This window comes from Herbaspirillum sp. ST 5-3, assembly GCF_004804275.1.
Classification (GTDB): domain Bacteria; phylum Pseudomonadota; class Gammaproteobacteria; order Burkholderiales; family Burkholderiaceae_D; genus Noviherbaspirillum.
The window spans coordinates 206479-225174 of sequence record NZ_STGI01000007.1; the positions used below are offsets into that span (position 1 = coordinate 206479).

Genomic DNA, 18696 nt, shown 5'->3' on the forward strand with positions numbered 1-18696 from the left:
TAGCATGGCAAAGAACGTCGTTGTCATCGGCACCCAATGGGGCGATGAAGGAAAAGGGAAAATTGTCGATTGGCTGACCGATCACGCGCAGGGCGTAGTGCGCTTTCAAGGCGGCCACAATGCCGGTCATACGCTTGTCATTGGCGGCCAGAAGACGGCGTTGCAGCTTATCCCATCCGGCATCATGCGTCCCGGCGTTGCCTGCTACATCGGTAATGGTGTTGTGCTGTCGGTTCCCGACTTGCTACGCGAAATCGACAAACTCCAGGCTATTGGAGTCGAAGTGGTTTCGCGCTTGAAGGTTTCCGAGGCTTGTCCGGTCATTCTTCCATATCACACCGCGCTTGATGCTGCCCGCGAGGCCGCACGTGGCTCCGCAAAGATCGGCACAACTGGCAAAGGCATTGGACCGGCTTATGAGGACAAGGTCGCGCGCAGGGCAATCCGGGTCGCCGACCTGCTCAATGAAAAGCGTTTTGCCGAAAAACTGAATGAGAACCTCGACTATCACAATTTCGTTCTGACCCAGTATCTGAAGGCGCAGCCGGTCGATTTCCAGAAGACACTGGATGACGCGTTGGCGACCGTTCCACGCATCGCGCCAATGGTGGCGGATGTTTCGAGCGCGTTGTACGCGGCGTCAAAGGGTGGGGCGCATCTCTTATTCGAGGGCGCACAAGGAAGCTTGCTGGATGTCGATCACGGCACGTATCCTTTTGTCACCTCAAGCAATTGCGTGGCTGGTAACGCCGCAGCCGGTTCCGGCGTCGGCCCGAATATGTTGCACTACATCCTGGGCATCACCAAAGCGTACACGACGCGTGTCGGTTCCGGCCCGTTCCCGTCTGAATTGCTGACGGATCAAGGCATTGGCAAGCATTTGGCCAGTGTCGGTCATGAGTTCGGCACTGTCACCGGTCGTGCCCGGCGCTGCGGCTGGTTTGATGCCGCATTGTTGCGTCGTTCGGTGCAAATCAATGGCGTGTCGGGGATGTGCCTGACGAAGCTTGACGTGCTTGACGGTCTTGAATCGCTGCAAATTTGTACTGGCTACAAGCTGGGTGGCAAGGTCGTTGATATCTTCCCGGTAGGGGCCGAAGAGGCGGCAGCCTGCGAACCGATTTACGAGCAGATGCCGGGATGGACTGAATCGACGGTCGGTGCCAAGTCGCTTGCAGCTTTGCCTGCGAATGCTCGCGCGTACATCAAACGAATCGAAGAGCTGATTGGCGTACCCGTCGATATGGTCTCGACGGGACCGGATCGCGAGGAAACGATTGTTTTGCGTCACCCGTTTGCATAATCTGGACGGGGAAAGCAATGAGCTCATCAAGCGATAAGGATTTATGGGTTTCCTGGGACGACTACAACAATGCTGTCGTCGGGTTGGCGCATCTGATTCATGAGTCGGGCTGGAAGTTCGACCAGGTGCTGTGCCTGGCTCGTGGCGGCTTGCGCCCGGGTGATATCTTTTCCCGGATCTTCGACGTGCCGCTGGCGATTCTTTCGACCAGTTCGTACCGCGAAGAGGTCGGGACGGTGCAGGGCGACCTTGATATCGCCAAGCACATCACGGTGACTAAGGGAACTCTGTCAGGAAAAGTGTTGCTGCTGGACGATCTGGTCGACTCGGGGGTAACCCTGCAAAAGGTTCAGAGCCATGTGAAAGAGAACTTCCCGGGCGTGACGGAAGTGCGCTCGGCCGTCCTCTGGTACAAGGCTTGTTCGGCTGTCAAGCCGGACTATTTCATGCACTACCTTTCCCACAATCCGTGGATTCACCAGCCATTCGAAGCCTATGACAGCTTGCGCCCGCATCAACTCGCGGCGTGGCTAAGAAAAGGCGATGCAGCCTGACCAGAACTGGACCTTTATTTCCGGCTCAAAGGGCAGTATGAGCGTGGGATGAGGGGAGGGCTGAATGAAAACCCGTTGGGAAACCAACGGGTTTTTGATTTGATGCTGAAAAAGCGTACTGGCGCGTGCATAGGGCCGCCTGGACCTGCTAAAAGCGCGTACGCTGATTTCGGCGCTGAAAAAGAAAAAGGCCCGCATAGTGCGGACCTTTTTAAACTTGGTGCCCAGAAGAGGACTCGAACCTCCACAGTGTTGCCACCGCTAGGACCTGAACCTAGTGCGTCTACCAATTCCGCCATCTGGGCGATGCGAAAGACAGAAATTATAGCGGAAAACGCGGATATGTCAATTCATCGATGCAACGAAAACCGCGAAAAAGTCGAGAAAGGCCGGGCGTTAGGCAAATACAACGGTACTCCGTTACACTAACCCCTGTATTAATCTAATAAAAATGAGTGAAGTACCCTTTTGAGCCAATATTCATACACTATCCCCAGCCGAGAGGAAATTCTCGGTATCTTACGCACCGCGGCGGAACCACAAGACGTGCACTCCATCGCGGGGGCACTCGATGTCAAACCTGAAGAATTAGACGGCCTGACGCGCCGCTTGAACGCGATGGAACGTGATGGTCAAATCAGGCCGACTCGCAACGGCCATTATCAGCTTGCTCATCAACCGAATTTTATCGAAGGTCGCGTGGCAGGCCACCGCGAGGGCTATGGCTTTTTGATTCCGGATGACGGCAGCGAAGATATTTTTCTGCCGGAAAAGGAAATGCAGAAAGTGCTGAACGGCGACCGCGTGCAAGTCCGCATCATCGGTACCGATCGGCGTGGACGGCCGGAGGGCACGATTGTCGAAGTTGTCGAGCGCGCCAACACCCATGTCATCGGTCGTCTGTTGAACGAAAACGGCGTTTGGATTGTTGCGCCCGAAGATAAACGTATCGGCCAGGATATTCTATTGTCCGGATCGCCTGGCAAGGCAAAGGCCGGACAGGTTGTCAGTGTCGAACTGATCGAGCAGCCATCGCGTTATACGCAGCCGGTCGGCAAGATCGTCGAAGTCCTTGGTGACATCGATGACCCCGGCATGGAAATCGAAATCGCGGTGCGCAAGTACGGCGTTCCACATGAATTCTCCGAAGCAGCCAGGAAGCAGGCAGCCAAGCTGCCGAGCGAAGTGCGTGACACCGATTTGGCGGATCGTGTCGATTTGCGCGATATACCCATGGTCACCATCGACGGCGAGGACGCGCGTGACTTCGATGATGCCGTGTACTGCGAGCCGGTGAAGATCGGGCGCGGCAAGGGATTTCGCCTGATCGTTGCAATCGCCGACGTGAGCCATTATGTGAAGCCAGGTGATGCGCTGGACACTGATGCGCTGGAGCGCAGTACCTCGGTGTATTTCCCGCGTCGCGTGATTCCGATGTTGCCGGAAAAACTTTCCAACGGATTATGTTCGCTGAACCCGGCGGTGGACCGGCTGACGCTGGTATGCGATTCGGTTATCACTGCAAAAGGTGAGATCAAGGCATATCAATTCTATCCGGCGGTAATTCATTCGGCGGCGCGGCTGACTTATACGGAAGTTGCCGCCGTCCTGTCGAACACCAAGGGCCCGGAAGCGGCCAAGCGGCAGGCGCTGGTGCCGCATTTGCTCGATCTCTACGGCGTATTTCAGGCTTTGCTGCAGGCGCGGCAGGCGCGTGGCGCCATTGATTTTGAAACGACAGAAACCTACATCGTCTGCAATGCTGCAGGGAAGATCGAGCAGATTCTGCCGCGTACCCGCAACGATGCCCATCGCCTGATTGAAGAATGCATGCTTGCAGCCAATGTTTGCGCGGCGGATCTGCTTGCACGACACAAGCATCCTGGCGTGTACCGTGTTCATGCGGCGCCTTCCAAGGAAAAGCTGAACCAGGTCAGGACGTTTCTGAAGCAGATGGGCCTGCACCTCGGCGGCGGTGACACGCCGACGGCATCGGATTATGCGGAACTGATTCCGAAGATCAAGATGCGGCCGGACGCCGTGCTGCTTCAGACCATGCTGCTGCGTTCGATGCAGCAAGCCGTCTACAGCCCGGAGAACATCGGTCACTTTGGCCTGGCTTATGAGGCTTATGCACACTTCACCAGTCCAATCCGTCGCTATCCGGACCTGCTCACGCACCGTGCGATCAAGGCAATCCTTCAAGGGAAGCGTTACGAGCCGAAGAGTGTCGACACCAGCACCTTGAACACGATGCTGTCGCCCGCCGCGCGCAGAATGGCCGCGCAGGACAAGGCCGAGGGCAAGAAAAAGAAAGAGGGCGACCTTGCGATCTGGGAAGCGCTTGGCATTCACTGTTCGGCCAATGAGCGTCGCGCAGACGAGGCATCCCGCGATGTCGAGGCATGGCTGAAATGCTATTTCATTCGTGACAAGCTGGGCGAAGAGTTCACCGGCACCATCTCTGGCGTTGCACCGTTTGGCATTTTCGTGCAGCTTGACACCTTGTTTATCGAGGGCATGGTCCACGTTACCGAGCTCGGCGCGGATTATTTCCAGTACGACGAGGTACGTCACGAATTGCGCGGCGAACGCACCGGCATCCGATATCAGCTGACCGATCGGGTAACGGTACAGGTAAGCAGGGTAGATCTCGACGCGCGCAAGATCGATCTTCGCCTGGTGCATGAAGTCGATGTCAGATCGCCCCTGAAACACGAAACGCGTCGGCCGGAATCAGAGCCGACCCGCGAAAAAAAGTCCAAGGCCAAGAGCGCCCCGAAGAAAACTGCTGCAGCGAAAACCGCAAAAGCCAAGCGCGTCAAAGCGACTTCGGGAAACGCAAAGGCGCCACACGCTACCAAGTCCCGCACGAAGAGCGGCAAGAAGAAAAGATAAGAAATGAAAAGCAAAATGATTTTCGGCTTTCACGCCGTGACGGCGCGTATTCGCCATGAGGCGTCTTCGGTCGAGGAAATTTACGTCGACGCGACGCGCCACGACCGGCGCATGCAGGAACTGTTGCATGCGGCCGAGGCGGCCAAGGTACGCATTATTCAGGTTGACGATCAGCGACTGAACGGCATGGTCGGCACTCGCCGCCATCAGGGCGTAGTAGCCAAGGCGGGTGAGCTTTCGCTGGCGCGCAATCTGGATGAGTTGCTGGACGCGATTGAGGGGCCGCCATTATTGCTGTTGCTCGATGGTGTCACCGACCCGCACAATCTCGGTGCTTGTCTGCGCGTGGCCGATGGAGCCGGGGCGCATGCGGTAATTGCGCCGAAAGATCGTGCAGTCGGATTGAATGCGACGGCCGCCAAGGTGGCGAGCGGCGCCGCCGACACGGTGCCATATATTACGGTCACTAATCTCGCGCGAACCATGCGCGAATTGAAGGAGCGCGACATTTGGCTCATCGGCACGACCGACGATGCAGAGAAAGGCCTCTACGAGGCGGATTTTTCCGGGCCTGTCGCCATCGTGATGGGCTCGGAAGGCGAAGGCATGCGCCGTCTGACGCGGGAGAATTGCGATGTGCTCGTCAGCATTCCCATGCATGGCGCGGTCGAAAGCCTGAACGTATCGGTTGCGTCCGGCGTTTGCTTGTACGAAGCGCGCCGCCAGAGACTCGCGAAGTAAGGGCACAGGAACCGGCTGCGCTTTGGGGTGAGAGCTGGTCGTACAGGCAAGCGTGATGCAAGGCGTTAATATTACGAGTCAAAGCAAACATCCACATTTCCTATGATCAGCCGCATTCGCGAAGATATTGCCAGCATCATTGAACGTGACCCGGCAGCACGCACCGCGTGGGAAGTTCTTACCTGTTATCCCGGTTTGCACGCGATCGCGATGCATCGTTGGGCGCACTGGTGCTGGATACGCGGCCTGAAGTGGCTGGGGCGGTTTATCTCGCATATTGCGCGCGGCCTGACTGGAATCGAAATTCATCCGGGGGCGACGATAGGTAGGCGGGTTTTCATTGACCATGGATTCGGCGTTGTTATCGGCGAAACTGCGGAAGTGGGGGATGATTGCACGATTTACCAGGGCGTGACTCTGGGGGGTACCTCGCTGAACAAGGGCACGAAACGCCACCCGACCCTAGGGCGGGGCGTGATTATCGGTGCCGGTGCAAAGGTTCTCGGCGGCTTTACGGTTGGTGAAGGTGCGAAGGTCGGATCGAACGCGGTAGTGGTCAAGGAAGTACCTCCCGGTGCGACTGCAGTGGGAAATCCAGCGCACATCGTGCAGAAGGACGCGGGACGGCAGCGTCAAGAAGCGGCGGCGCGCGTGTTTGCCGCGTATGGTGTAACGCCTAATGCGGATGAGGATCCCTTATCCACGGCGCTGCATAAGCTGATCGACCGGGCAGTGCTGCAGGAACAGCAGTTGCAAAAGATTCTGGCTGCGCTCAAGGCAGCCGGGGTCGGTTGCGAGACGCTGCCGCAGATCGATCAGTTCGACGCCGAGCAATTGAATAAACTGGTGGAATGAGGTGGTGTAGTGACTGAGTCGAACACGATGGAGGCGGAGGGGCAGCGCGACGATATTCTTGATCCATTCGAGGTGCGTGTGTTGGCGGTACTGGCGGAAAAAGAGGCACTTACCCCAGATAACTACCCGCTATCGCTCAACGCCTTGACCAATGGATGCAACCAGCTTTCGAGCCGTGACCCGGTGATGTCGATTTCGGAAGAAACGGTGCAGGATATTTTGGCACGCCTGGTTCAGAAGAAACTTGTTTCCGAGGTGCGACAAGCGGGCGCACGGGTCGCCAAGTACGAACATCGCATGCGTATGAAATGGTCGCTGGAACAGGACAAGCTCGCGGTGCTGACGATATTGATGCTTCGCGGGATCCAGACCCCGGGCGAAATTCGGTCGCGGAGCGGGCGTCTGCATGATTTTCCCAGCGTCGCAGACGTTGAAACCTGCTTGCAATTCCTGATTGATAAATTCCCGCCCCTTGTCGCACGGCTCGCGCGTGCTCCCGGAACCAAGGAGTCACGTTACGCGCATTTGCTTTCAGGGGACGAGATTCTTGAGCAGCAGGAAGTGGCCGCCAGTTTTTCCGGCGGTGTTGAAATGCCGCGTCAGGATCGCGTGACGCAACTCGAGGCGGAAGTGGCGCGCCTGCGCAGCGAAGTTGACCGTCTTGCCGAGCAGTTTGAAAGTTTCAAGAAACAGTTTGATTAAGCGCCGTTGCAATCCTGCTTGAAGGCAGAACCGTCGAAGTTGATGCGCGTGAACGTGCCATCATCATGTAGTGCAAGCCAGCCGCCACGCGCTGGCTCCAGATCGCAGTCCCAATCCGGCAGCACATAACGAACGCATTGTCTGCTATTCCATTCATGTTGATGAACGGCCGGTCGATGCGTATGCCCGTGAACCATCACTGTCGCTTCGGTCAACGCGAAGAGTGACGCGATGGCCGACGGATTGACGTCCATGATTTCATATGATTTGCCGCGTTGCGCCTCGCGGCTGCCCATGCGCATGCGGTCGATGATTTCCTTGCGCTGCGTAAGCGGCATGGCGAGGAAATTACGCTGCCACGCCTTGTCGCGTACCTGTGCGCGAAACGCCATGTAACCTAGGTCGTCGGTGCATTGTGCGTCGCCATGTGCGAGGACGATTCGATGACCGGCAATTTTAGTGATGAACGGTTCTGAAAGCAGGGTGATGCCGGTGGCTCCAGCGAAGCTTTCTCCGATCAAAAAATCGCGATTGCCGCCAAGCCAGAATACTGCCACTCCCGCATCGCTGACTGCCTTTATCGCCTCCGCTATACGCTGGTTGTACGGACTGACGATATCGTCATCGCCGGCCCAGTATTCGAACAAGTCGCCGAGCAGGTATAACTGCTGCGCTTTGCTTGCGTGCCGATGCAGGAAATCGATGAAGGCCTGCGTCGTGCCAGGCATGGCCGGCTGCAGGTGTACGTCCGAAACAAAAAGCGCAATCGCTTGCGATTGCGCTTTTTCTGCGTTGGCATTCACGATGGATTCGGGCATGCGTACGTAGGGCGTGGAGGCTGATTAAACGATTTCGGCTTTTTCGACCACGACGTTTTCCACCGGGACGTCGGAGTGCATGCCGGTACGCGTGGTCTTCACCGATTTGATCTTGTCGACGACGTCGGTGCCTTCAACCACTTTGCCGAAAACGCAATAGCCCCAGCCGTCCTGGCCCGGATAGTCGAGGAAACTGTTGTTCTTGACGTTGATGAAGAATTGCGCGGAAGCGGAATGCGGTGCCGAGGTGCGCGCCATGGCGACGGTGTACGGCTCATTCTTCAGACCGTTCTTCGCTTCATTCTCGATTGGCTCGTTGGTCGGTTTTTGCTTCATGCCGGGCTCAAAGCCGCCACCCTGGATCATGAAACCATCGATGACGCGATGGAAGATCGTGCCGTCGTAGTGTCCGGATTTTACGTAGGACAGGAAGTTCTCGACCGTTTTGGGTGCTTTTTCTGCGTCGAGTTCGAGCTTGATCTTGCCGTAGTTGGTAGTGAGGATGACAGCCATGATAGTCCTTAAGGATGGTTTGAATTATTTGACAACAGATGCGGATTCAATGATCACCGGCTTCACCGGAACGTCCTGAAACATTCCCTGGCTGCTGGTTTGCACTGCCTTGATCTTGTCGACAACGTCGGTTCCCTTGATGACCTTGCCGAACACGGCGTAGCCCCAGCCGTCCTGGCTCGGGTAATCGAGGAAGCTGTTGTTCTTGACGTTGATGAAAAACTGCGCGGAGGCGGAATGCGGTGCCGACGTACGTGCCATAGCGACGGTGTACGGTTCGTTCTTCAGCCCGTTTTTCGCTTCATTCTCGATCGGAGGATTGGTCGACTTTTGCTTCATGTCCTTGTCGAAACCGCCGCCCTGAATCATGAAGTTGTTGATCACACGATGAAAGATGGTGCCGTTGTAGTGCCCGGATTTCACGTATTGCAAGAAATTGTCAACCGACTTCGGTGCTTTTTCCGGATAGAGTTCCAGCACGATCTCGCCCATGTTGGTTTTCAGTGAAACATGCGGTGTGTCCGCTGCATGTGCGCCAAATGCAGCACCGGTCAGGGACAATGCGGCGATCAGGTGCATGAAATGTCGGCGTGAATGTTGCATTGCTGATTCCTTTGCTCTTTACAGGAAAAAGTTGTTTGTGTATCTTGCGTGTCCCCTTGCCGGCGGCACTTGTTGCAGGTCAGGCCAGACGGAAAGGGAGGGCTTCAATGTTATACTGAAGCGGAACCGTGCATTTTATCAAAATAAGCATTACAAAAGGTTTCGGCCTCTCTGTTGCGTTATGTCACACGGCGGTTTCCACGGGATAGGAAACCTTCGACAAGCGTGTCACGAGCTCCCGGCCGAAACGGAAAATCGCCCATGACTGCCATCAAGATTTACAACACGCTCGCACGTGACAAGCAGACCTTTGTCCCCATGCAGGCGGGTAAAGTCCGAATGTACGTATGCGGAATGACGGTGTATGACTACTGTCACCTCGGTCATGCGCGTGTCATGGTGGTGTTCGATATGGTGCAGCGATGGCTGCGCGCGTCGGGGCTGGATGTGACCTACGTCCGAAACATCACGGACATCGACGACAAGATCATCAAGCGTGCGGTGGAGAATGGCGAATCGATTTCGCAGTTGACGCAGCGCTTTATCGCTGCGATGGATGAAGACGCAGGCGCGCTCGGCGTGCAAAAACCCGATCACGAACCGCGTGCGACGCAATATGTGCCGCAGATGCTGGGGCTGATCGAGAAGCTGGAAGCCAACGGCCTGGCATACAAGGCCGGCGATGGCGATGTGAATTATTCCGTCCGCGATTTCCCGAATTACGGCAAGCTTTCCGGCAAATCGCTCGACGACTTGCGTGCCGGTGAGCGTGTCGAGCTCAATACCGGAAAGCGCGATCCGCTTGATTTCGTTCTCTGGAAAGCCGCAAAGGAATCCGAGCCTGCCGAAGTCAAATGGGATTCGAAATGGGGCAAGGGACGTCCGGGCTGGCACATCGAATGTTCGGCGATGAGTTGCGAACTGCTCGGCGAGCAGTTCGACATTCACGGCGGTGGTGAGGACCTGCAGTTCCCGCATCACGAGAACGAAATCGCGCAATCCGAAGGAGCCAATCGCCATCCCTTCGTGAATTACTGGATGCACAACGGATTCATTCGCGTCGATAACGAAAAGATGTCGAAATCACTCGGCAACTTCTTCACCATCCGTGATGTTCTGAAAAAGTACGATGCCGAAGTTGTTCGCTTTTTCATTTTGCGTGCGCATTATCGCAGTCCGCTGAATTACTCCGATGCGCATCTGGACGACGCCAGGCATGCGCTGACCCGCCTCTATACTGCCCTGAAAGAAGTGGCGCCTGATTCGCTGTCGCTGGACCGGGAAGAGCCGTATGCGATTCGATTCGCCGAGGCGATGAACGACGACTTCAACACTCCGGTTGCCATCGCGGTATTGTTCGACCTGGCCAATGAAGTCAACAAGAACAAGTCGCCGGTGCTGGCGCGTCAGTTGAAAGGGCTCGCCGGCATTATCGGATTGTTGCAGCGTTCACCGCAGGAATTCCTGCAAGCCGGCGCTTCCAGCTCTGATCAAGGACTCGATGAAGCAGCGATTGCAGCGCAGATCGAGGCAAGGGCGGCCGCCAAGAAAGCAAAGAATTTCGCCGAGGCCGATCGTATTCGTGCCGATCTCCTTGCTAATGGCATTGTCCTTGAAGACAAACCGGGCGGCATCACCGAGTGGAGAAGGGCGTAAACCGAATGGCAACCTCTCGACAGAGTTACGAAGCGAGCGTGGCTGTACCCGCGTATTGGCAGGATGCCAAGGACGAATTGATGAAACGCGACCGCATCATGCGCAAGCTCATTCCTCAATTCGGCGACATGCACCTGATCGGGCGCGGAGAAGCGTTCACCACGCTGGCCCGATCCATCGTTGGACAGCAGATCTCTGTCAAGGCGGCGGACGCCGTATGGCAGCGCTTCCTTGAGGTGTGTCCGAAATGCTCGCCCGCACAGGTAATCAAGGCCGGCACTGAAAAGCTCGCCGCCTGCGGATTGTCAAAAAGGAAAGCGGAATACGTCATCGATCTGGCTGACCATTTCAAAGCCAAACGCGTCCATGCGGATAAATGGACGGAGATGGACGACGAAGAAGTCATCTCGGAGCTGATCCAGATACGGGGAATCGGACGCTGGACAGCGGAGATGTTTTTGATATTTAATCTGCTCCGGCCCAACATTTTGCCTTTGGATGATCTTGGATTGCTCAAGGGCATCAGCATTAACTATTTTTCCGGTGAGCCGGTATCCCGCAGCGACGCACGCGAAGTTGCCGCAAATTGGGAGCCGTGGCGCACCGTGGCGACGTGGTATCTTTGGCGCAGTCTCGATTCCGCGCCGATCGTAGATTGATATCCGTCTCAACAAGGAGGCACGATGAGCAAGACAACTTTTCTCGGTTTTGAGCAGCCCATTGCCGAACTAGAGGGAAAAATCGAAGAACTGCGATTTGTGCAGGACGACTCCGCAGTCGATATCTCCGAAGAGATTGACCGCCTTTCCAAGAAGAGCCAGCAACTCACGAAGGATATCTACGCCAAGCTGACCCCTTGGCAGGTGTCGCAAATTGCACGTCACCCGCAACGTCCGTACACCATGGATTACGTGAACGAGATCTTCACGGATTTCCATGAATTGCACGGCGACCGCAGCTATGCGGACGACTTGTCGATTATCGGCGGCCTGGCACGCTTTAACGGCCAGCCTTGCATGGTGATTGGCCATCAGAAGGGCCGCGATACGAAAGAGCGCGCCATGCGCAATTTCGGCATGCCCAAACCGGAAGGCTATCGCAAGGCCATGCGCCTGATGAAGGTGGCCGAGAAGTTTGGCCTGCCGATCTTTACCTTTGTCGATACGCCTGGCGCGTTCCCTGGCATTGATGCCGAAGAGCGCGGACAGTCGGAGGCGATCGGCCATAATCTGTATGTGATGGCCGAGCTGAAAGTGCCGCTGATTGCCACCATCATCGGCGAAGGCGGTTCGGGCGGCGCGCTTGCCATCGCGGTCGGCGACGTCGTGCTGATGCTGCAATATGCGACTTACTCCGTGATCTCGCCCGAAGGTTGTGCATCCATTCTCTGGAAGACTTCCGAGCGCGCCTCCGACGCAGCGGATGCCCTGGGCCTCACGGCGCATCGCCTGAAGGCGATGAACCTCATCGACAAGATCATCAACGAACCGCTCGGCGGCGCACATCGCGATCCGAAGCAGATGGCATCGATGCTCAAGCGCGCGCTGGCCGACTCGCTGCGCCAGGTCCAGGGACTCAAGACCAAGGAGTTGCTTGCTGCGCGGCTTGAAAAGCTGATGAGCTATGGCAAGTTCAAGGAAATCACCCCTTCGGAATAACTTGTGCCAAATCCGCAGTCAGCGTCTGTGAAGGACGCTTTCGAACGCGCGCTGGGAGTGATCCGGGCGCGCGTTTCTGTTTCTACGGGTGTCGGCAACACGACACAGCAAAGGCTCGCGGTCGCCTATAGCGGCGGCCTCGACTCTGCAGCCTTGCTGCATCTTGCGCACACATATGCGAGCGAGCATGGCATCGCTCTGTTTGCGTTTCACATCCATCATGGCCTGAGTTCGAATGCGGATGCATGGCTCCTGCATTGTGAAAGCGAATGCGTCCGACTCGGGATTCATTTCGATGCGCGCCAGGTTACCTTGGTCGATCGTGAGCGCGATGGCGTCGAGCAGGCCGCCAGAATCAGTCGCTATGCAGCGCTGGGCGAGTTGTGCCGGCGCCATGAGATCCCTTTGCTCCTGACGGCTCACCATCAGGATGATCAGGCTGAGACGGTCTTGCTGCAGTTGTTGCGAGGAGCGGGCGTCGCAGGATTGTCCGGAATGGACTTGGTCAATACTGCGCCGGGCTTGCTGGGAGACGGGCGCTTGATGATCGGCCGTCCCTTGCTTGAACTGTCGCGCGCCGGGCTGGAACAGTTCGTGGCGCGGCAAAGGATCGGACATGTCGAAGATGAGTCGAATGCCGATCTTCGTTATGCACGTAATGTATTGCGGCATGAGGTGATGCCGTCGCTCGGCAAATATTTCCCGGGTTTTCAGCAACGCTTCGCCCGCGCTGCGCAGCATGCCCAGTCGGCGCAACGCATGCTCAACGAGCTGGCCGCGCTCGACCTTGCGGATTGTGCGGAGGCTGGCTGCATCGATATCGCACGTTTGCGGCAGTTGAGTTCGGATCGAATCGACAATGTATTACGCCACTGGTTTGCGTTTAACGACGTGCGCATGCCTTCGACCGCGTGGCTAGGCGAGATGCGGGCGCAATTGCTCGGCGCCAGAGAGGACGCGCAGGTTCTGGTCACCCATGCGGATTGCGAAATCCGGCGTCACCGTGGCAAGATCTATTTGATTCCAAGGATGCCGGACACCGGTGCACCCTTGGCCCCGGTCGCATTCCGTTGGAACGGCGAAGCCGAGATCCTGTTCCATGAATATGGCGGCAGACTGCATTTCGATGTAACAGAGGAGGGAATCGACGCTGATTGGTTGCGAGGCCGGGCGTTGAACCTGCGTTGGCGTAGCGGGGGCGAGAAACTGAAACCGGCCGCCGACCGTCCGACGAAAAGTCTGAAGCATCATTTTCAGGCGCTGGATATTCCCCCCTGGGAGCGTTCTCGCCTGCCAGTCGTTACAACGGATGCGGACGCGTTGCTTTTTGCGGCGGGCGTCGGAATGAACTGGCGAAACGTACCGATGGTGGCCGGGGCAGGGGTCCGATTGCGCTGGGAAAGAAAATTGCCCTGAACCGGTATCGAAAATTCAACTGTTCATGACCTTGTTACAGCGTCTTGCACTTGCCTTCCTGCGTTGCAGCATGTAAAGTAAAAGGTTGATTTTTCTCACAATTCTTCAATTCCTCAGCGCAGCTTTTCAACCCTTATGGCTTTAATCGTCCACAAATACGGCGGCACTTCCATGGGCTCGACCGAGCGCATCAAGAACGTCGCCAAGCGCGTCGCCAAATGGCACGACGCTGGTCATCAAATCGTGGTGGTGCCGTCCGCAATGTCGGGCGAAACCAACCGCCTGATCGCCCTGGCAAAAGAGATCATGCCGCAGCCGGACCCGCGCGAGCTTGACATGCTGGCGTCCACCGGTGAGCAAGTATCGGTCGCGCTGCTGTCCATGGCTTTGCAAAGCATCGGCAAGCAGGCCGTCTCTTACGCAGGCTGGCAGGTGCCGATCAAGACCGATTCCGCATTCACCAAGGCGCGCATTCAATCGATCGACGACGCGCGTGTGCGCAAGGATCTGGAAGCCGGAAAGGTCGTGATCATTACTGGCTTCCAGGGGATCGATGACGGAGGCAATATCACGACGCTGGGGCGCGGCGGTTCCGACACGTCGGCAGTTGCGGTGGCTGCGGCGCTGAAGGCGCAGGAATGCCTGATCTATACCGACGTCGACGGCGTGTATACGACCGATCCGCGCGTGGTTTCCGAGGCTCGTCGCCTGAAGACCGTCACCTTCGAGGAAATGCTCGAGCTTGCATCGCTCGGCTCGAAAGTGCTGCAGATCCGCTCGGTGGAATTCGCCGGCAATTACAAGGTTCCGACGCGCGTGCTGTCGTCGCTGACCGATCCGCTTATGTCGCTGGAAGAGGAAGCCGCTTCCGGCACCCTGATTTCGTTTGAGGAAGATACACACATGGAACAAGCCGTCATTTCCGGTATCGCGTTCAATCGCGATGAAGCGAAGATTACCGTGCTGGGTGTGCCCGACAGGCCAGGCATCGCGTATCAAATTCTTGGCCCGGTCGCCGATGCCAACATCGAAGTCGACATGATCATCCAGAATCAGTCGGTCGAGGGCAAAACCGACTTCACGTTTACCGTGCCGCGCGGCGAATACGCCAAGGCGATGGATGTGCTGAACAAGAGCGTCAAGGAACACATCGGTGCGGGAAGCATCGTCGGCGACACCAAGGTGTCGAAGGTTTCCGTCGTGGGTGTTGGCATGCGCAGCCACGTCGGCATCGCATCCCAGATGTTCCGCACCTTGTCGGAAGAGGGCATCAACATCCAGATGATTTCCACCTCCGAAATCAAGATTTCCGTTCTGATCGACGAGAAATACATGGAGCTGGCGGTACGTGCATTGCACAAGGCATTCGACCTGGAAAAAGCTTGATCATTGTCGGTTGAGCTGCATCGGCTCATTGACCAAGTTCGCTTGAACAGCTATCATGCGTGACTTTACTGAGACGGGAGTTGTGATACCGTCTTGAGAGTGGAGACGTGGCCGAGTGGTCGAAGGCACTTCCCTGCTAAGGAAGCATATGGGCTTAAACCTGTATCGAGGGTTCGAATCCCTCCGTCTCCGCCAAGAATAAGTTTTAAGAAGTACCGGTAAGTCCAAAAACCCGCGTAAATTCAATGAATTACGCGGGTTTTTGTTTTTTGGCGTGCACCGAAGTCCAGCAGCATCCACCCATTTTGGAGCCAAATGATCGGCCACGCGGTCTAACCCTCATTATTCGTTGGCCGCAAAATCATGCCAAAGCTCGCTATTCCATTGACCGACGCTAATGTGCAGGCCGCTGTCCCTCGCGACAATCCCTTCAAGATCGGAGACGGCGGCGGTTTGTACCTGTACGTCCAACCCTCCGGTTCGCGCAGCTGGTACATGAGTTATCGGCGCCTGGGCAAGCAGCGCAGGCTGGTTCTCGGCGCCTACCCAGGCGTTTCTCTAGCCATGGCGCGTACCGCCCGCGATCGCATTCGCCGACTGCTGGCCGAAGGAAAAGACCCGGCGGTAGTGCTGCGCGAAGAGCGGATGCGGGAGCGGGAACGGCAGGCGGCGGGCCGTACATTCCGCCTCGCGTTGAACGAGGCGGGCGAACTGACGATCGACAAACCGCACAGTTGCATGCGTTTGAACGCTTCGCAGGTCGGTGCGCTACGGGCGTTTCTGATTGCGACGAACGACGAGGGAAACAGTCAAGGAGAGTAAGCCATGCCGAAACTGGCCATACCACTAACCGATCTCCAGGTCCGCAATGCCAAACCCCGGGAAAAGGCATACAAACTTGCCGATGGCGGCGGCATGTACCTCGAAGTCATGCCGACCGGGTCAAAATTCTGGCGTATGAGTTATCGCCAATCCAACGGCAAGGCGAACCGCCTGAGCTTCGGCTCCTATCCGGAAATCTCCCTGGTGCGAGCCAGGGAAAAGCGCACCGAGGCACGCCGACTGCTGCACGACGGGATCGACCCGGCGCAGCATCGGGACGATGCCAGGCGCCTCGCCGCCGAAAAGGCGGCGTATACCTTCGAGAAGGTGGCGCGCGAATGGCATCACAACAAGATTCCTGCCTGGAGCGCCAATACGGCGCAAAATACGCTGCGCCGGCTCGAAGCCGACATCTTCCCCGAGATCGGGCGCATGCCGATCGATGCAATCCGTCATAAAGATCTGATCGCGGCACTACGCAAGATCGAATCGCGCGGCGCGCGTGAAGTTGCACATCGCCTCAAAGCCAACTGCGCTCAGATCTTCCGCTATGCGATCCAGTCCGGCCTGGCCGAGCGCAATCCGGCCGCCGACCTCAAGGACGTGCTCAAACCCGTCGTGCCGGGACACTTTGCGGCGATCGGCCCGGACGACTTGCCGGCCTTCCTGCGCACGCTCGAGCGCAATGAGGCATGCATGCAAAAGCCGACGCGCATCGCCTTGCGGCTGATGATGCTGGTGTTTGTGCGTACCAGCGAACTGATCGAAACCCCTTGGTCCGAAATCGATCTGGAACGTGGCGAATGGATCATTCCATGGCAGCGCATGAAACGGGGCCGGTTGGCGGTCAACCCGGACAAGACGAACCACCACGTCTGCCTATCGTCGCAGGCGCTGGACTTGCTGCGTGAACTGCATCCGGTTACCGGCGGTGGGAAGTACTTGTTCCCGAACCAGCGCGACCACAACCGGCCGATGAGCAACAATGCGCTCCTGAAGGCGCTTGAGCGGATGGGCTACAAGGGGGAAATGACCGGGCACGGCTTCAGGTCATTGGCGATGACGACGATCAAGGAGCAACTCGGTTATCGGCACGAAGTCGTGGACCGGCAGCTGGCGCATGCGCCCAAGGACAAACTGGAGAGCGCCTACGATCGCGCGAAATTCCTGGCAGAGCGCAAGCGCATGATGCAGGATTGGGCGAATTACCTTGATGCGATCGCCAGCGGTGAGACTGTCACGGGGACGTTCGTCAAGGTCGGCTAGAGGAGGTTTGTTTCGATATCTACTCTAATGCCGCAGGTCAGGAGTTTTTGTTTGGTCACGGGCCTACAGACCTCGGCGTAAGCGCTGCTCAACGGCCGAATGAAGGATTGCCAAGGCACGGAGGCTATCAAAAGGCGATCGCCACAAATGACAAAGGGGCCATTGGCCCCCTTTTGCAATGTTATTTCGCTAGCCGCCACTCCGGCAGCTCAGGAAAGGCGCGCGTCGTCTTCGCCTTGGCGCCGCGGCGCAGGCGTTCCAGCCCTTGCGAATTGACCACAGGAATAGAACCAAACGTCAAACTGACGCCGAGTTTCTTAACCGTCTTGGTCGACTTTGCGATGGTGACTTTCGCTTCGCGCTTCATATAAGTCCCTTTCCTCGTAAATATTTTAGCAGCTTTTGCCAGCTTGGGCTTTCGGCCCGCAGATCAAACTCCATCCAACGTTGCGTGCCGTGTTCTTCCCACCATCCCGAATCAGCGGCGATGACGTCTTGTACCGTACGGCAATGTTGTAATTTTGGCGCGTTTTCCAATTCCCCAAGCTCGATTGGGGCGTCAAAGCCCAGTTTTGGCCAGTATTTGTAGCCGATCATGGCGGGGGCATATCCATGGCCGCCTCCCGCAATGAGCGAAATGGTAGAAAAGCCGAGCCGATGAGCCGCGATTGCACACAGCGCAAAAGCGATGGTGCCGAGGTAGTCGGGCGCATGCTGGTGCAGATAGAAGTGGTCCACATGAACGGCGCGCTCGGGCTCGTTCAGCCGTTCTTCCATTTCGTCGTCAGTCTCTGGCGACGCCAGAAAAATGGAAGTTTCGTTTTCGCTCCTGCGATACACGCCGATCCGATTTTTATGGCCTTCCCAGACGAGCTCCGTATTCCGGTAAGTGAAGTAGAGCCCGGGCGGCGAGTCGTCATCCCCAAAATCGCGCTGCGCTTGCTCGTGCAACCGGCTGCCGTCAAACACCATCAGCAATTGTGCGAGATCTGCTGCGCCGATCTCTTGCATGCCCAAGACCTCATCGGATTGGAGATCAATGATTTGGTCGGAGTGGATCTCATCGCCATCCCACCGAAAATTACCGGACAACCGTTCTGCTGCAGGCGTGTGAAGCAGCTCCTCATAGGGCGCGCGCAGGGTATCTATAAAGAATTGTGTAAGTGGAAGCGCCATGGGCGGCAAAAAATAGATCAGTCGTTTTCTGGTCTCGTCACGGCCGTTGTCGGCGGGTAGAGATGTGCTGAAGCCGCCGAGACTTTATCAGATGGCGTTTATTCTGCAAATCTTCTGCGTCAGCCCGTACGTGCACTACTGAGGTATCAGCGCCACCGCTCGCAATCGGAATAGACGCCGTTACAATCTTTCTCCGAGTGCTCGGACAACATGAACATTGGCTCGTCACCGGCCACGCTTTCACCGAGGTGGCAACTACAAAAGCATTGGAAAACATAAAGAGGAAATGGATGTTGGCGCTGCTGGCACTCTCATTCTGCGCCAGCGCC

The 18696-nt window shown here is 56.8% G+C and carries 18 protein-coding genes, 2 tRNA genes and 1 pseudogene; 15 read left to right on the top strand and 6 right to left on the bottom strand.

What is annotated here, in order from left to right; genetic code table 11:
- Positions 1 to 4 precede the first annotated feature (4 nt).
- Complete coding sequence (locus tag E6W33_RS15630; protein WP_136418241.1) at positions 5 to 1303, top strand: adenylosuccinate synthase; 1299 nt, start codon at positions 5 to 7, stop codon at positions 1301 to 1303.
- A 17-nt stretch (positions 1304 to 1320) separates the two neighbouring features.
- The gene (locus tag E6W33_RS15635; protein ID WP_136418242.1) at positions 1321 to 1857 is read left to right on the top strand and encodes a phosphoribosyltransferase; all 537 of its coding nucleotides are present in this window, start codon (positions 1321 to 1323) and stop codon (positions 1855 to 1857) included.
- A gap of 218 nt (positions 1858 to 2075) precedes the next feature.
- Here the strand turns inward: E6W33_RS15635 and E6W33_RS15640 are convergent.
- A tRNA-Leu gene (locus E6W33_RS15640) sits at positions 2076 to 2162 on the bottom strand.
- 163 nt (positions 2163 to 2325) lie between these two features.
- Here E6W33_RS15640 and rnr point away from each other — a divergent pair.
- From rnr to E6W33_RS15660, 4 genes are all read left to right on the top strand, one after another.
- The gene (rnr, locus tag E6W33_RS15645) at positions 2326 to 4755 is read left to right on the top strand and encodes a ribonuclease R (RefSeq protein WP_136418243.1); all 2430 of its coding nucleotides are present in this window, start codon (positions 2326 to 2328) and stop codon (positions 4753 to 4755) included.
- A gap of 3 nt (positions 4756 to 4758) precedes the next feature.
- On the top strand, positions 4759 to 5496 hold the full coding sequence (gene rlmB / locus E6W33_RS15650) for a 23S rRNA (guanosine(2251)-2'-O)-methyltransferase RlmB (RefSeq protein WP_136418244.1): 738 nt from the start codon (positions 4759 to 4761) through the stop codon (positions 5494 to 5496).
- A 102-nt stretch (positions 5497 to 5598) separates the two neighbouring features.
- A complete protein-coding gene (gene cysE / locus E6W33_RS15655) occupies positions 5599 to 6351 on the top strand; it encodes a serine O-acetyltransferase (protein WP_136418245.1) in 753 nt (250 codons plus the stop codon).
- A gap of 27 nt (positions 6352 to 6378) precedes the next feature.
- Positions 6379 to 7053 carry a YceH family protein gene (locus tag E6W33_RS15660; RefSeq protein ID WP_136418307.1) on the top strand — a complete coding sequence of 225 codons (675 nt, stop codon included), beginning with the start codon at positions 6379 to 6381 and terminating at the stop codon, positions 7051 to 7053.
- Here E6W33_RS15660 and E6W33_RS15665 read toward each other — a convergent pair.
- The 3 genes from E6W33_RS15665 to E6W33_RS15675 are packed head-to-tail and all read right to left on the bottom strand — an operon-like array spanning position 7050 to position 8987.
- Positions 7050 to 7871, bottom strand: a complete 822-nt coding sequence (locus E6W33_RS15665) for a UDP-2,3-diacylglucosamine diphosphatase (RefSeq protein ID WP_136418246.1) — start codon at positions 7869 to 7871, stop codon at positions 7050 to 7052. The two genes, E6W33_RS15660 and E6W33_RS15665, sit on opposite strands and share 4 nt — an antisense overlap.
- 24 nt (positions 7872 to 7895) lie before the next feature.
- Positions 7896 to 8384 carry a peptidylprolyl isomerase gene (locus E6W33_RS15670; RefSeq protein WP_136418247.1) on the bottom strand — a complete coding sequence of 163 codons (489 nt, stop codon included), beginning with the start codon at positions 8382 to 8384 and terminating at the stop codon, positions 7896 to 7898.
- A 24-nt stretch (positions 8385 to 8408) separates the two neighbouring features.
- Positions 8409 to 8987 carry a peptidylprolyl isomerase gene (locus E6W33_RS15675; RefSeq protein WP_136418248.1) on the bottom strand — a complete coding sequence of 193 codons (579 nt, stop codon included), beginning with the start codon at positions 8985 to 8987 and terminating at the stop codon, positions 8409 to 8411.
- A 261-nt stretch (positions 8988 to 9248) separates the two neighbouring features.
- On the opposite strand from E6W33_RS15675, the gene cysS reads away from it, so the two are divergent.
- The 9 genes and pseudogenes from cysS to E6W33_RS15715 all read left to right on the top strand — a co-directional run bounded on the left by cysS (position 9249) and on the right by E6W33_RS15715 (position 17191).
- Complete coding sequence (gene cysS, locus E6W33_RS15680) at positions 9249 to 10643, top strand: cysteine--tRNA ligase (protein ID WP_136418249.1); 1395 nt, start codon at positions 9249 to 9251, stop codon at positions 10641 to 10643.
- A gap of 5 nt (positions 10644 to 10648) precedes the next feature.
- Entirely contained in the window at positions 10649 to 11302 is a 654-nt protein-coding gene (locus tag E6W33_RS15685; RefSeq protein ID WP_136418308.1) for a DNA-3-methyladenine glycosylase, read from the top strand.
- Between the two features lie 24 nt (positions 11303 to 11326).
- On the top strand, positions 11327 to 12301 hold the full coding sequence (locus E6W33_RS15690; RefSeq protein ID WP_136418250.1) for an acetyl-CoA carboxylase carboxyltransferase subunit alpha: 975 nt from the start codon (positions 11327 to 11329) through the stop codon (positions 12299 to 12301).
- Positions 12302 to 12358: 57 nt separating this feature from the next.
- Positions 12359 to 12925, top strand: a pseudogene (tilS, locus tag E6W33_RS27950) (tRNA lysidine(34) synthetase TilS); the annotation flags it as partial.
- Positions 12926 to 13060: 135 nt separating this feature from the next.
- Complete coding sequence (gene tilS / locus E6W33_RS27955; RefSeq protein ID WP_348983164.1) at positions 13061 to 13717, top strand: tRNA lysidine(34) synthetase TilS; 657 nt, start codon at positions 13061 to 13063, stop codon at positions 13715 to 13717.
- 135 nt (positions 13718 to 13852) lie between these two features.
- Entirely contained in the window at positions 13853 to 15103 is a 1251-nt protein-coding gene (locus E6W33_RS15700) for an aspartate kinase (protein WP_136418252.1), read from the top strand.
- 101 nt (positions 15104 to 15204) lie between these two features.
- Positions 15205 to 15298, top strand: a tRNA-Ser gene (locus E6W33_RS15705).
- 168 nt (positions 15299 to 15466) lie between these two features.
- Positions 15467 to 15925: an Arm DNA-binding domain-containing protein gene (locus tag E6W33_RS15710; RefSeq protein ID WP_136418253.1), complete on the top strand. Its 459-nt coding sequence runs from the start codon at positions 15467 to 15469 to the stop codon at positions 15923 to 15925.
- Positions 15926 to 15928: 3 nt separating this feature from the next.
- Entirely contained in the window at positions 15929 to 17191 is a 1263-nt protein-coding gene (locus tag E6W33_RS15715) for an integrase arm-type DNA-binding domain-containing protein (protein ID WP_136418254.1), read from the top strand.
- Between the two features lie 181 nt (positions 17192 to 17372).
- Here E6W33_RS15715 and E6W33_RS15720 read toward each other — a convergent pair whose 3' ends face one another.
- Positions 17373 to 17558, bottom strand: coding sequence for a hypothetical protein (locus E6W33_RS15720; protein WP_136418255.1), 186 nt, complete (start codon positions 17556 to 17558; stop codon positions 17373 to 17375).
- Positions 17555 to 18367 (bottom strand): hypothetical protein, encoded by an 813-nt coding sequence (locus E6W33_RS15725; RefSeq protein ID WP_136418256.1) that lies wholly within the window; start codon positions 18365 to 18367, stop codon positions 17555 to 17557. The genes E6W33_RS15720 and E6W33_RS15725 overlap by 4 nt, the downstream gene beginning before the upstream one ends.
- Between the last annotated feature and the right edge of the window lie 329 nt (positions 18368 to 18696).